12 protein-coding genes and 1 tRNA gene are annotated in these 11,480 nt (G+C 69.9%); 8 read left to right on the top strand and 5 right to left on the bottom strand.

The annotated features are described in order from the left end of the window. From D7X74_RS33200 to D7X74_RS33185, 4 genes are all read left to right on the top strand, one after another. A partial coding sequence (locus D7X74_RS33200; protein WP_147446771.1) for an RtcB family protein occupies positions 1–325 on the top strand: 325 nt, incomplete at its 5' end. Positions 326–505: 180 nt separating this feature from the next. Next, a tRNA-Gln gene (locus tag D7X74_RS33195) sits at positions 506–579 on the top strand. Between the two features lie 56 nt (positions 580–635). Continuing rightward, positions 636–1,166, top strand: a complete 531-nt coding sequence (locus tag D7X74_RS33190) for a non-proteolytic archaemetzincin-like protein (protein WP_120537017.1) — start codon at positions 636–638, stop codon at positions 1,164–1,166. A 133-nt stretch (positions 1,167–1,299) separates the two neighbouring features. Beyond that, complete coding sequence (locus D7X74_RS33185) at positions 1,300–2,259, top strand: TolB family protein (protein WP_370450830.1); 960 nt, start codon at positions 1,300–1,302, stop codon at positions 2,257–2,259. A gap of 4 nt (positions 2,260–2,263) precedes the next feature. Here the strand turns inward: D7X74_RS33185 and D7X74_RS33180 are convergent, their stop codons facing one another. Genes D7X74_RS33180 through D7X74_RS33165 form a run of 4 tightly spaced genes read right to left on the bottom strand, consistent with a single transcriptional unit; the run spans position 2,264 to position 4,308 of the window. Continuing rightward, entirely contained in the window at positions 2,264–2,722 is a 459-nt protein-coding gene (locus D7X74_RS33180) for a DUF3592 domain-containing protein (RefSeq protein ID WP_120630694.1), read from the bottom strand. Between the two features lie 49 nt (positions 2,723–2,771). Continuing rightward, complete coding sequence (locus tag D7X74_RS33175) at positions 2,772–3,269, bottom strand: DUF3592 domain-containing protein (RefSeq protein ID WP_120537014.1); 498 nt, start codon at positions 3,267–3,269, stop codon at positions 2,772–2,774. A gap of 21 nt (positions 3,270–3,290) precedes the next feature. Then, positions 3,291–3,761: a DUF3592 domain-containing protein gene (locus D7X74_RS33170; RefSeq protein WP_120537013.1), complete on the bottom strand. Its 471-nt coding sequence runs from the start codon at positions 3,759–3,761 to the stop codon at positions 3,291–3,293. A gap of 25 nt (positions 3,762–3,786) precedes the next feature. Next, a complete protein-coding gene (locus tag D7X74_RS33165; protein ID WP_120537012.1) occupies positions 3,787–4,308 on the bottom strand; it encodes a DUF3592 domain-containing protein in 522 nt (173 codons plus the stop codon). Between the two features lie 228 nt (positions 4,309–4,536). On the opposite strand from D7X74_RS33165, the gene D7X74_RS33160 reads away from it, so the two are divergent. Further along, entirely contained in the window at positions 4,537–5,016 is a 480-nt protein-coding gene (locus D7X74_RS33160; RefSeq protein ID WP_120537018.1) for an ankyrin repeat domain-containing protein, read from the top strand. Positions 5,017–5,104: 88 nt separating this feature from the next. Here the strand turns inward: D7X74_RS33160 and D7X74_RS33155 are convergent, their stop codons facing one another. Then, complete coding sequence (locus tag D7X74_RS33155) at positions 5,105–7,318, bottom strand: (Fe-S)-binding protein (protein ID WP_120537011.1); 2,214 nt, start codon at positions 7,316–7,318, stop codon at positions 5,105–5,107. 418 nt (positions 7,319–7,736) lie between these two features. On the opposite strand from D7X74_RS33155, the gene D7X74_RS43230 reads away from it, so the two are divergent. From D7X74_RS43230 to D7X74_RS33145, 3 genes are all read left to right on the top strand, one after another. Beyond that, positions 7,737–7,892: a hypothetical protein gene (locus D7X74_RS43230; protein WP_158620426.1), complete on the top strand. Its 156-nt coding sequence runs from the start codon at positions 7,737–7,739 to the stop codon at positions 7,890–7,892. 418 nt (positions 7,893–8,310) lie between these two features. Further along, positions 8,311–9,606, top strand: a complete 1,296-nt coding sequence (locus D7X74_RS33150) for a VWA domain-containing protein (protein WP_120537010.1) — start codon at positions 8,311–8,313, stop codon at positions 9,604–9,606. A 167-nt stretch (positions 9,607–9,773) separates the two neighbouring features. Further along, positions 9,774–11,480 (top strand): protein-disulfide reductase DsbD domain-containing protein (locus D7X74_RS33145; protein WP_120537009.1); only part of this gene is annotated, 1,707 nt, incomplete at its 3' end.

Here is an 11,480-nt window from a genome sequence, read left to right as displayed (position 1 = left end):
GCTGGAGGTGGGGGCGCGGGGCCTCATCCCCGGCTCCATGGGCACGGCCTCCTACGTCGTCGAGGGCCGGGGTGCGCCCGACGCCTTCCGCTCCTGCTCGCACGGGGCGGGCCGCGTGCTCACCCGCACGGAGGCCCGGGCCCGCATCCGCCCGGACGCGCTCGTCCACGCCCTGCGCCGCGTGGTGTTCGACCCGGCCCGGGCCCCCTCGCTGGTGGAGGAGGCCCCCGCCGCCTACCGGGACCTCTCCGAGGTGCTGGAGGACGAGGCCGACCTCGTGACGCCCCGCGTCCGACTCACCCCCCTGGCCGTGCTCAAGGGCTGAGGTGGGGGGAGGGGCCTGTCGGGTGGACGACACCCCGTCCGCCCGGCAGGCCTCCAGAGGGGGCTTGGAGGAGTGATCCACCCCCCACACTCCACGCAGAAAGAGGCCCATCGTCAGAGTGGGTTCCCGCGCCCGTCGAGATGCCGTAGTATCGGCCCGAAAGTACGCGTGCGAACCTGCTGGGGCGTCGTCTAATGGCAGGACGTCAGACTTTGACTCTGATTATCAAGGTTCGAATCCTTGCGCCCCAGCCACTCCGCTCCGGGGGGACGCGGTCAACGTCCGTCCGGAGGTAGAAGGCGGTGGGCTGATGCCGCAGAAGACGCTCCTGCTGGTCACCGTGGGCAGTCCACCGACTGCGCTCGTGAACGCCTTGCAGGAACCGCTGATGACCCACATGGGCGTCAGCGCGGTCGTGAGCCGGACGGCGCTGTCGTCCCCTGCCTACGCCTTCAACAAGGACCGGGGCCAGTACCACTGCAACGCCATCATGCGGAGGCTGGGCACGTTGCTGGAGGACGCGCCGCAGGACCTGGTGATGGGGGTGACGGACGCGGACCTGTTCGTGCCGGACTCGCCCTTCGTCTTCGGTGAGGCGGACCGGGAGTCCAAGGTCGCGGTGATGAGCCTGTTCCGGCTGCGCCAGGGCGCGGAGGGCGAAACGCTGCGCCGCCGCGTCCAGGTGGAGGCCGTGCACCAGGCCGGTCACCTCATCGGCCTGTCCTACTGCGAGGACTCCCGCTGCGTGATGTTCTTCCCGCAGGCGCCCCAGGACATCGACCGCAAGCAGCTGGGCCCCTGCAACGTCTGCCGCAACGAGCTGAACCGCCTCAACCGCTGAGCGCTCCCGGACTTCCCGACACGGGGGCGATGAATGCCTCCGCGTGCGTTGACGTCCCAGCCCGCGTGCCCTGTAGGCTTCGGGCGAACGTGTGGCAGGGCCGGCGGCACAGCGGGAGACAGCGATGATGGGGATGCGGCGGTGGCTCGGAGCAGTGGTGGCGGTGGGTCTGTTGGGCGCGTGCGAGCCCCTGGATGAACCGGGTGGCGGTGGCACCACCGGCGACGTGCTCTTCGACCGGGGCTTCGCGTTCGTGCGCAGCGACCGGAACATCTACGTGGTGGATGACGACGGCGACCCGAACAGCCCGGAGCGGCTGACGACGGCGGGCAACGCGTACACGCCTTCGATTTCGCGCGACGGCACCAGCATCGTGTTCGTGCAGCGGGTGGGCAGCACGTCGTCCCTCCAGACAGTGCCGACGACGGGCGGTCCGGTGGCGACGCTCCTGAGCACCAACGACGCGGCGTGCGGCACGTGCACCAACTTCCGCGGCCCGACGTTCAGTCCGGATGGGCGCACCATCGTGTTCGCGTTCGACCGGGGCTCCGGGTCCATCAGCTCGCTGGCGCGCATCGCGGTGAACGGCAGCGGCTTCACGGAGCTGACGCCCGGCGCGACCATCAATCACGGGTCGCCGTCCTTCTTCCCCAATGGGACGACGGTGGTGGCGCCGGCGGGCAGCAACACCTTCCAGTACAACCAGCTCGCGTTCGTGCCGGTGGGCGGTGGCAGCCCTTCCTATACGTCGTCGCTGGGCAACGAGGTGCTGGCCATCGCGAACCGCGCGGTGGTGTCTCCGGACGGGCGGCAGGTGGCGCTCGACGCGCGGCTGTCGTCCGGCAGCACGCGCATCTTCGTGGGCAACGTGACGTCGGTGGGTCTGAGCGGCAGCCTGCGGCGGCTGACGGACTACACCGCGAGCACCGTGCAGGAGAGCTTCCCCAGCTGGACAGGCAGCACCACGCTGGGCTTCCTCTTCAACGACTCCGGCGGCGACCCAAGCATCTACCGCGCCCCGGTGTCCTCGACGGCCAGCTCCGTCACCCTCGCGGTGCCCGCCGCGAACGAGCCCTTCTACGGGCCCATCTGACGGTTCATGGGGGCGCCGGGGTGGTGCTTGGGCGCGCTTTTTCCGGTCGGGTGAAGTACTCGTGCAGCGCGGTCAGGGTGCCTGTGCTCGCGAACAACACGAGCACGGTCGCGATGAAGAGGAAGAACCTCCGGCTGAGGCCCGTGCCCACGGCCATGTGATGTCGCGGCGCATCCGCCAGGTAGAGGACGTCGACGGGGGAGCCTGGGGTCTGCTCGGAGGCCGGCGGGGGCCACTCCTGGAAGCTGCCTTGAAGCTCCGGGCCCTCCGGCGGACGGAAGGCGTAATCGACGGATCTCTTGTTGCTCCGGGGGTTCCTGACGCGGACCACCTTGCCCCGTGCGTGCAGCCCCTCCCGCTCCAGCCGCACGACCAGGCGGCGGGAGTAGATGAGGAGTCCCAGGACGAGGGAGGGCAGTCCCAGGAAGCCCACCAGGAGGCCGGCCAGCATCGAGAGTTCCATGGTGTCCCCAGGATGACGGGTGGGCGGCGGTCGAATCAACCGCCGGGCTTCAAGGTCCTCGCCGCAGGGGGCGCATCTGCGATTCGGCGGGAGGGGGCTCCGAGGGACCGGGTTCGGGTTCCCAGACACGGTCCACCAGCACGTACAGCCCGGCGCAGAACACGATGACGGCCAGGGCGGAGTAGGCGGAGAACAGCGGTCCACTGACTCCGCCACCTTCGGGCAGGCTCCAGCTCAAATCATTGGGCCAGTAGGCGACGTCCACCTCGGAGCCCTTGGACAGGCCGAACCAGGTCGTCGCATGGTCCTCGTAGGAGTGGTGCAGCTCCGTGCCGTCCGGCAATGAGAAGACGTAGTGCAGGGTGCAGGTGCTGCTGTTGCGCGAGCCACCGCCGTGGTGGATGACCTTCTCCGTGATCGTCGCGCGTGCGTGCATGCCCTTCCGGCGCAGCCGCGAGTGGTGTTGGTACGTATGTCGGGCCCACAGCAGGAGCAGGGGCGTGACCACCAGGGTGAACAGCTCGAACAGGACGAATTGGACGTTCATTGGTGGCTCTTGAGCGGGTGCTCAGGATGGCGGAGGGGTGGACGCCGAAGCAACGTCCGCTGACGCCGGCCCGGCCCGGGCCAGCAGGACCAACAGCCCGAGCAGGCTCAAGGGCACCAGCACGACGGTGAAGAACAGGGCGAGCCCCAGGGACATCAGCCCGTGGCCCTCGGGGAAGCTCCAGCGCGGCTGCTCGCGGCTGTAGAGCACCTGGATGGGGTCTCCGACGCGCAGGCGCTTCCACAGCCCGGAGGAGATGTCGCGGTGATGCGTCATGCGCGTGCCGTCGGGCAGGGGGAACGCGTAGTGCAGCACGTACTCACTGTCATCCGAGTACGCGAGGAACTCCTTCTTGAGCACCGTGCCCTGCGCGTGGGCGCCCTCGTCCACGATGCGCGCGTCGCGCCGGTACATCCCCCACGTCAGCACCAGCATCGTCAGGCCAATGGCCGCGAACGATGCACCCAGGACGCGGGCCGCGATGAGGGACATGGGTGACCCCTTTCTGCTTCCGCCTCTAATACGAGCCCAGCGGAGGCGTTCCTTTTGAGGGGGGAGCGGCCCGGGGCGGCTGCGGCTCGAAGGGTCTCAATTGCCTTTGGGGCGAAGGTCGCTGAGGACTCTCGGGGGGCGTGAGTTCCTCCTTGATGAAGAGGATCGCCGCCGTGAGCATGAAGCCGATGAGGAAGATCATCTCGAGGATGAAGCGGACTTGTCCCGTTCCCCCGTCCACGGGCTGATTTTGACGGGGATCTTCCGGCAGATAGAGGATGTCGAGCGGAGCCCCTGGACACAGCTGGCCCGATGCCTTGCTGTGGCCCTCGCTTTCAATCCTTGAGCCATCCGGGAGGAAGAAGGCGTAGTGCACCACGTCGGGGCCCTCATCGTCTTTCGTGATGCCCAGCACGTCGCCTTGCGTGCGCAGCCCCTCCTGTCGGAGACGCTGGGTGAGTCCTCGCTTCCGGAGGAGGCTCACCATCATCGCGAGGGGAACGACCACGAAGCCCAGGATGACTGCGACCAGCACCGTTGGAGTCATGACGCCTTCATCTCGAGGATGTGCCCAGGACGCGGGCTTCGATGGGTGACACGGGGACTCCTCCCTGCGCCACGCTCCTGGCGCTCGTCGCCCTGTCTAAGGGGCCCGCGGGTGACGCGAAATGGCAATCCGCCGGGCGCCCCGCCGTAGGACCCCGGAGCAGGGGCGTGCCCTGGCATCGCGTCCCCTGAAACGCGATGCTGCCCGCCGTTGCTGGAGGTGTACACCGTGTCCCTGTTCGATGCCGTCAACGCGGGAGACCGCGCCGCCCTTGCCGCCCAGTTGGACGCGGGCGCCGACCCCAACCCCTTCGACGCCGACGGGCGCACCCCCCTGATGGCCGCCGCGCGCGTAGGCCGCGAGGACCTGGTGCGGCTGCTGCTGGAGGCGGGCGCGGACCCGTCCCTGCCCGACAACCTGGGGGAGACGCCCTTCGTCACCGCCGCCGCCTACGGCCACATCAAGGTGTGCGCGCTCCTGTCCTCCAAGGCCACCGACGACGAGAAGGACCTGGCCCGCACGCTCCTGGCCAACCAGGGCCTCACGGAGCTGCCCTCGCGCCCCTCCGAAATCGCCCCCGACGACTTCCGCCGCAAGCTCGCCTCCGCGAGCGCCTACGTCGTCGGCAAGCTGGGGGATGACGGCGCCACCAAGCGCCTGGAGCGCGTGCTGCGCTCGGAGAAGGGCTCCGACAAGGGCCGCAAGTAGCGCCCTCCGCGCTGAAAAGACCAAGGGCCCGGCCGCTCCCATTTCGGGGAGCCACCGGGCCCTCGTCACATCCAGAGGCCTGTTGCCGCTACTCCGGCTTGGCGCTCACCACGGGGCTGGGGGACACGGTGCCGCCCTTGTGCTGGGGCTCCAGCGCGTCGGCGACCAGCTCGGTGATGTCCTTGATCTGGATCTGCTCGCGGCCGGTGTCGTTCTTCGCGTCGTTGAGCATCGTGGAGCAGAAGGGGCAGGCCACCGCGACGATGCCGCTGCCGCCCTGCTCCTTGTAGTCACCCACCATGCCCGGCTTCTTCTTGTCCGCGGCGTCCGGGAAGGGCGTGGTCGGGTCCTCCGCGTGCTTGAGCGTGAGGGCCACTTCGTTGATGCGGTTGTGGTTGATGCGCGTGCCGATGTGCTCTTCCATCCACATCCGGCCGCCACCGGCGCCGCAGCAGAAGCCCTCGCGCTTGCTGCGCTGCATCTCCACCACCTCCAGGCCCGGGATGCTCTTGAGCACTTCACGGGGCGCGTCGTACACGCCGTTGTGCCGGCCCAGGTAGCAGGGGTCGTGGTAGGTCAGCTTGGTGCTGGTGTTCATCACCGACGAGAGCTTGATGCGCTTCTCGTTGAGCAGCTCGTTGATGAGCTGCGTGTGGTTGATGACGCGGTACTCGCCGCCGAACTCCGGGTACTCGTTCTTGATGGTGTTGAAGCAGTGCGGGCACTGGGTGATGACCGCCTTCACGCCCATGGAGTTCCAGGACTCGACGTTCGTCTTCGCCAGCGTCTGGTACAGGTACTCGTTGCCCATGCGGCGCGCGGAGTCGCCGTTGCACATCTCCTGCTTGGACAGCGTCGCGAACGACACGCCCGCCTCGCGGAGAATCTTCACCAGCGCGCGGCTGACCTTCTTCTGCTTGTCGTCGTAGCTGCCCGCGCAGCCCACGAAGAACAGGTACTCGTACGGGCCGCCGTCGTCACCCCAGGTGGGCAGCGCCAGGTCGGAGGCCCACTCGTCGCGCTGGTCCTGGCCGATGCCCCAGGGGTTGCCCTGGCGCTCCATGCCCTCGAACACGCGCTGGATTTCCGGTGGGAACTCCGCCTTCACCTGCACCTGGTAGCGGCGCATGTCGATGAGGCGCGGGACGTTCTCGATGAACACCGGGCACGCCTGCTCGCACCAGCCGCAGCTCGTGCACGCCCACACCGTCTCCGCCTTCAGCGCGCTGCCGATGATTTCCGGCAGGGGCTCCTTGATGCCGTTGGGGCCGTAGCCCTCCTCCACCCAGCGCTCGTTGTCCCAGAGCCAGTGCTTCAGGTCCTGGTTGACGGCCTTGTGCGTGAGCGGCTTGCCCGTGATGTACGTGGGACAGTGCGTCTGGCACCGGCCGCATTCGGTACAGGAGTACAGGTCCAGGCCGTTCTTCCAGGTGAGGTCCTTCACCGTGGCGGCGCCGAACTCCTCCTTCTCCAGGTTGGGCGTGGGCAGCTTTCCGGTGGAGTGCGTGCGCTGGAAGAAGACGTTGGGCAGGCCCGTGATGATGTGGAAGTGCTTGCCCAGCGGCAGGAAGTTCAGGAACGCCAGGATGATGGTCAGGTGGATGAAGAAGCCCGCCACGCCCAGCACGTGCGACACGGTGGGACCCAGCGGCATCATCAGCAGACCCGTCACGCTGGTGATGGGCTCCCACCACACCATCGCGGACGGCGTCGCCGGCACCTGCGTGGCGCCCACCGGAACCTGCGCGGCGGCGGCGTGCGCGGCCACCATGTGGCTGCCGCCGAACATGAACTCCGTCACCATCAAGCCCGCGATGAAGCCCAGGATGAGGTAGGCCTCCCACGACTGCGACATGCGGTCCGGCTTCACCTTCCAGCGCGTCCACACGAAGTACGCCACGCCCAGCAGCGCCAGCCCCGCCACCACGTCCTTCACCAGCAGGTACAGCTTGTACAGCAGCAGCAGCGGCGGCGCCGCGTCCCACGCCGGGTGGCTCAGGTCGGTGAGCACCTCCAGCGCGGTGGACGAAAAGCCCATCGCGAACATCATGATGGTGCGCAGCGCCAGCACCATGAAGGCCGCGTAGATGAAGATGTGGAACAGGCCCGGCGTGAACTCCTCCGGATCCACCATGCGCTTCTGCCCCAGCCCGAAGCGCACCAACTGCGCCACGCGATAGGGGATGTGGTCCAGCCGGTTCTCCTTCTTCATCGCGAGCAGCACGCCCGCGCGGCCGGACATCGTGATGATGAAGACGGAGAGAGCGCCTACCAGCAGCAGGCCTGTGATGATGGGACTCATGGAACCTCGGGACCTCTGGGGCCGCACGGCGTGGGGCGCCGGGTTGCCGCGTTGCGGCAATTCTTGAGTGTTCGTCAACCCTAACAGGGGTGATTCTCGAATCAAGCCTCGTGCAGAAAGGGCGTGTCCGGCAGGAGGCCTTCCTGGGTCGGGCCATGCCCCCGTGTCCGGTATCACAACAGCGCCTGGCCTGCTGGACGGCAGGCGGCCGGACGTGGGGCGCCCGACGCCAAAGAAACTTTGAGGACCCGAGGGCTTTACAAAGCCGGGGCGAACTCCCAACATGTTCGTAAATCGGTCAAGCAGTGCTTGTAAAGGGACCCGCATGGGGCGGGCCCGGTGACCGACGCAGGGCGTCCAAGGGGATGCGAGCCATCCAGGCCGTACACCCCGTGAACGGAGCGCCAAGGAGCCGGACATGAGCCACGACGACAGCACGTACCTGGATGAGGGGCGGGACTACCTTTACACGGGCGATGACGGTCAGGCCGTGGTGCCCCTGCAGCCCGTGGACGGCCAGCGCTGGGGCCACCTGGACGAAGAGGCCTGGGGCGGCTGGGACGTGGTGGAGTGAGCCGGGGCCCCCGCGGCCGGTGGACTGCGCGGGGGCATTCGTTTGGAAGTCGGGGAGCTTGCACTCCCGGGCGTTGATGCAGTGCGCTGGACGCGGCGCTCCCCTTCGTCTGGAAGGGTCGAGCCCCCGGGCCAGGGTTGGCGGGCCGACTTTCTTCGACCGCTCTGGAAGTAAATCCGTAAAGGGCTGAACGGTTCTGCGGAACCGTGGGTGACGCAGGACGTCCTGGGTCGCCGTGGGTGGGCCCTCGCGCGTTGATCGCCTCCGTTGCTTTCACGACCGGAAACCCGACATCCTGTCTGCCAGCGGCAGGACTTCCGGGACGGACGCGGGCCAGAGCCAGGGGCGTCCGGGGCCAGGGGGAGTCTTCGCGACGGATTCGCGGCAGGATGGCCCCATCCACCATGCGGGAGTGCGGATGAAGCAGACGGCCTGGGCAGTGGAGCGCGACGCGGAAGGCGGCCGCGAAGTGCTGCTGCTCGTGACGCTGGAGGCTGAAGCGGAGACGCCTCGGGCCCCGGTGGCGGTGAACCTGGTCATCGACCGCAGCGCGTCCATGCGGGGCGCGCCGCTGGCGGCGGCGGTGGAGGCGGCGCGCGCGTTGGTGGAGCGCGCGGGCCCCCGCGACTACGTGGGGCTGCTCACCTTCGACGCGGACGCGGAGCAGGTGCTGCCCGTGCGCGCGATGGACGCGGGCGCGAAGGCGGCCTTCCTGAAGACGCTGTCCCGCCTGGAGTCCGGCGAGGGCACCGCGCTGCACGAGGCCGTGGAGCGCGGCGCGGAGGCCGTGCGGCGCGTGCTGGTGCCGGGCGCCCGCCCGCAGCTCCTGATGCTCACCGACGGCGAGCCCTCCGTGGGCCCCACCGCGCTGGGCGAGTTCAAGGTGCTGGGCACGCGGGTGACGGACTCCGGCGTGGCGCTGCACGCGCTGGGGCTGGGCCGGCACTACCTGCCGGAAATCCTGGAGGCCCTCACGGGGCCGTCCGGCACGGGCTTCACGCACGTGGACGACGCGGAAGGGCTGCCGCTGGCGGTGGGCGCGCTGGGCGCGGAGCTGTTCGGCGAGGTGGTGTCGGACGCGCGCGTGTACGTGCTGCCCACCGGCTTCGCGGACCTGCGCTGCCGTCACCGCTACCCGTCACGGGTGGAAGGCGACGCGATGAGCGCGTCGCTGGGCGCGGTGTCCCACGCGTTCGCGCGCCGGGTCCTCTTCGCGGGCGTGCTGGAGAAGGGCGAGTGGAACCTCACCGTCACCGCCTCGTACACGGAGCACAACGACACCCGGCGGATGTCCGTGCCGGTGACGCGCCTGTTGCCGGACAGTGAAGAGGGCCGCTTCGTGCGCGCCGTGTCCGCGGAGCTGGAGCTGGTGTCCTTCGAGGCCGCCGCGTGGAAGGCCCTGTCCCGGCGGCAGCAGGAAGCGGCCGAGCGGGCGCTCGAGGGCGCGGACAAGGGGCTCTACAAGCTGGCCCGGCTGGGCGCGGCGGATGTCCCCGCGCAGCGGCACGTGGACCGGCTGGCGGACCTGCGCCGGGCGGTGGAGCGCCGGGCGGCCCAGCCGTCCGCGCTGGGGGTGCGCAGGGCCCAGTCGGAGGTGTCCCGCATCACCATGAGCCGCATCGGGCCGGCCCTGCCGGTGGCGGCCAACGGGGGCGCCCTCCCCGCGGGGAACGGCGCGGCCATCCTCCCCTGGAAGACGGACGAGAAGCCGTAACCTCCCGTCCCCTGGGGCGTACCTGAGTGCGACGGGACCCGAGGTGGGCTCCCGCCACGCCCGGCGTGCGGGTGTGCGGAATGCCCGGCTGCCTGGAAGGTTGATTGGACCCTCAGGGGACGCATCCCAGGTAGCACGGCGTTCCCAGGTGGATTAACGGGAGTCGCATGACGCATCCGTGGCGCAAGAAGTCTGGAAGCCGGCTCGGTGGGCTGGGCGCGGTGGCGATGTTGCTGCTGGGGGCCGTGGCGCAGGCCGCGCTGCCGGCCACCGCCGTGGGCAGCACCGCGCCCGACGAGGGCGACCCGCGTCTGGAAGGCGCGCTGCTGCTGGACGCCACCCAGGTGAAGGCGGGCGGCGACCTGCGCGTGGGCGTGCGCCTCAAGCTGGACCCGGACTGGCACGTCTACTGGAAGAACCCCGGGGACTCGGGGCTGGCCACGGAGGTGTCGTGGGATGCGCCGGGCGTCCAGGTGGGCGACCTGCGCTGGCCGTTCCCGCAGACCTTCCGCACGCCGGACGGCTTCATCACCACGCACGGCTACCACGACGAGGTGCTGCTGTTCGCCCCGGCGCACGTGTCCGAGTCCGCCACCGGCACGCTGACGGTGTCCACGGCGGTGGACGCGCTCGCGTGCAAGGTGCACTGCATCCCCGCGCAGCTGGTGCTGTCGCGCACGTTGCCGGTGGGCCCGGAGACGGTGACGGACGCGGAGTTCGCGCCGCTGTTCGACGCCGCGCAGGCCCAGGTGCCGGCGGCTCCGGGCGCGGAGGGCGCGCCGCGCGTGGCCCTGGCGCTGGAGGGCGCGACGCTCACCGCGGGCAAGCCCTTCACCGGCACGCTCACCGTGACGACGGCGGACGGCAAGCCGTTCGCGGGCAACGTGGAGGGTGACTTCTTCGTACCCGGCCGCATCGCGGGCGTGGATGTGGTGGCGCTGAAGCCCTCGGGCGCGGGCCGCTTCGCGCTGGAGGGCAAGGCGTCCCCGGTGGTGCCCAAGGGCGAGCCCCGGCTCACGGGCGCGCTGCGCCTGGGGACGCAGGCCACGGGCTTCACGGCGGTGGACGTGGACGCGCCGCTCGCGCCGGTGGTGGCGGACGGAGCGGTGGCGGCGGGCCCCGCGCCGTTGAAGCTGCCGTCGGTGAAGGACGCGGCGGGCAAGGTGGCGCCGGCGGTCGCGGCCAGTGCCCCGGTCGCGGCGGAGTCTCCGATGGGCTTGGGGCTCGCGCTGGTGTTCGCGTTCCTGGGCGGCGCGCTGCTCAACCTGATGCCGTGCGTGTTCCCGGTGCTGGCGCTCAAGGCGTACGGCTTCACGCGGATGGTGCAGGAGGAGAAGGGCAAGGTGGCGCCGCACGCGGCGGCGTACGCGGGCGGCATCCTGGCGACGATGATGCTGCTGGCGGGCGCGGTGCTGGCGGTGCGCGCGGGCGGCACGAGCGTGGGCTGGGGCTTCCAGTTCCAGGAGCCGCTGTTCGTCGCGGCGGTGAGCGCCATCCTGGTGGCGTTCGCGCTGAACCTCTTCGGGGTCTACACGCTGGGCGCGGACGGCACGGCGCTGGCGGGCAAGGTGGACCAGAGCCACGGCCTGATGCGCAGCGCGGGCGAGGGCGTCCTCGCGGTGGTGCTGGCCACGCCGTGTTCGGCGCCGCTGTTGGGCACGGCGGTGGGCTTCGCCTTCGCGGCGGGCGCGGCCACGGTGGTGGCGGTGTTCTTGGCGCTGGGGTTGGGGCTGGCGCTGCCCTTCTGCGTGCTGGTGCTGGTGCCGGGGCTGACGAAGCGGCTGCCGAAGCCGGGCATGTGGATGGAGCGCGGCAAGCAGTTCCTGGGCTTCGCGCTGCTCGGCACCACCGCGTGGCTGGTGTGGGTGATGGGC

Origin of the sequence: Corallococcus sp. CA047B (assembly GCF_003612065.1) — a bacterium.
In the GTDB taxonomy this organism is placed as follows: domain Bacteria; phylum Myxococcota; class Myxococcia; order Myxococcales; family Myxococcaceae; genus Corallococcus; species Corallococcus praedator.
Note: the sequence above shows the minus strand (reverse complement) of the source record. Positions and strands in the feature narration are given on the sequence as shown.

Excerpts from the sequence above, each read along its gene's own strand:
- D7X74_RS33190 (WP_120537017.1), top strand. The coding sequence starts at position 636 with ATGCCGCAGAAGACGCTCCTGCTGGTCACCGTGGGCAGTCCACCGACT.
- D7X74_RS33185 (WP_370450830.1), top strand. The coding sequence starts at position 1,300 with ATGCGGCGGTGGCTCGGAGCAGTGGTGGCGGTGGGTCTGTTGGGCGCG.
- D7X74_RS33180 (WP_120630694.1), bottom strand. The coding sequence starts at position 2,722 with ATGGAACTCTCGATGCTGGCCGGCCTCCTGGTGGGCTTCCTGGGACTG.
- D7X74_RS33175 (WP_120537014.1), bottom strand. The coding sequence starts at position 3,269 with ATGAACGTCCAATTCGTCCTGTTCGAGCTGTTCACCCTGGTGGTCACG.
- D7X74_RS33170 (WP_120537013.1), bottom strand. The coding sequence starts at position 3,761 with ATGTCCCTCATCGCGGCCCGCGTCCTGGGTGCATCGTTCGCGGCCATT.
- D7X74_RS33165 (WP_120537012.1), bottom strand. The coding sequence starts at position 4,308 with ATGACTCCAACGGTGCTGGTCGCAGTCATCCTGGGCTTCGTGGTCGTT.
- D7X74_RS33155 (WP_120537011.1), bottom strand. The coding sequence starts at position 7,318 with ATGAGTCCCATCATCACAGGCCTGCTGCTGGTAGGCGCTCTCTCCGTC.
- D7X74_RS43230 (WP_158620426.1), top strand. The coding sequence starts at position 7,737 with ATGAGCCACGACGACAGCACGTACCTGGATGAGGGGCGGGACTACCTT.
- D7X74_RS33150 (WP_120537010.1), top strand. The coding sequence starts at position 8,311 with ATGAAGCAGACGGCCTGGGCAGTGGAGCGCGACGCGGAAGGCGGCCGC.